This window comes from Methylophaga sp. (assembly GCF_965655755.1).
Classification (GTDB): Bacteria; Pseudomonadota; Gammaproteobacteria; order Nitrosococcales; family Methylophagaceae; genus Methylophaga.
Window position 1 is genome coordinate 1 of the sequence record NZ_CBFHHW010000052.1, and the last position, 1,144, is coordinate 1,144.

The following is a 1,144-nucleotide window of genomic DNA, read 5'->3' on the forward strand; positions in this document are numbered from 1 at the left end:
TTCGCATTGGCATGCTTTTTTCGTAATGTTTTGTACTGTTCTTCTGTTAGCGGTGCGGCATCACTGTTTGATTTATAAATCGCCAATTGCTCAGGCCAATTGTTGTGCATGATCTGAATAAGGTCTAAGTCACACCATGCTCCGTGCTCAAAGATCCCCAACACATGGGCCTCACTATCGGAGAAGTGTATAAACAGGAGGTCTCCGGTTCTGGTTACGAAACCATCTTGCTCTAAGCTCTGATTGAGATGAAGATGCTGAATTCCCCAATGGGATAACATGTCATCATCGTAATGCAGATTTTTAAGCTTTCTGCTTTGATATTTTTTGAGGCATTTCCCTGTTATTATTGATTTGACAATATCTTCGTATGCGGCTCTGTATGCTTCAGGAACAACCAATTCCTTTGCTTCAGATACGGCACGCGCTCTTGTTTCAATAATTCTACACTTATAGCGCTGGTACAAATATATTGGGTCATACGATCCTTGGGAATATGCTCCAAACTCAGCTCGGAGTTTTTGGTGGCAATAATCGCTGTAGTCAGCCAATATTTCGTTAAATAGTTCCATGCTTACCTTTTAAAGCTAACAGTGTATTAGGCCGACAACCATAATTTACCTATCTAGGTTGATAGCTGCCTAGTTCAATTCCAATTTGTCTGTCAATCATATCCATCCTATTTGAAAAGCTCTAGCTTTTGAAAGCATAGCTATTCTTTTCCCTTGTATTCCTTATCTACTTTTTATGTATTTGAATGACCAGGGGCAGTATGGAATAAATAGGAATGGAACGAGGCAATGTTCAACCACTCCTTGGTTTTTCAGCTAGGCTTAAAGTGGCTTTTTGCTTATAAACTCGCCCGCTTGTAGTCACGATAACGAGGTAACCAAAATTCTTTTTCGATTTTTTGGCTTAACTCATCATCGGTTGTTTCTAACGCAAGTCCCTTTTTTTGAGCCAGTTTAGCAACCCTAAAGGCAATGTCTTTACTGAGCTCCGTTACGGTCTCTAACGGGGGTAATAAAGCACCTTTTCCCGTACTCGCCAGTGGTGAACTTTCTGCTAACACTTCACTGGCAACCATCATCATTTCATTAGTAATACGCTTAATACCAGCTGCCACAACGGCAAGGCCTATCCC

2 protein-coding genes are annotated in these 1,144 nt (G+C 41.1%); both read right to left on the minus strand.

Annotated elements, in window-relative coordinates; all coding sequences use genetic code 11:
• Positions 1-572 (minus strand): hypothetical protein (locus ACTF5U_RS11945; RefSeq protein ID WP_438971858.1); only part of this gene is annotated, 572 nt, incomplete at its 3' end.
• 278 nt (positions 573-850) lie between these two features.
• Positions 851-1,144: malic enzyme-like NAD(P)-binding protein (locus tag ACTF5U_RS11950; RefSeq protein WP_438971859.1), on the minus strand; the 294-nt coding region annotated here is incomplete at its 5' end.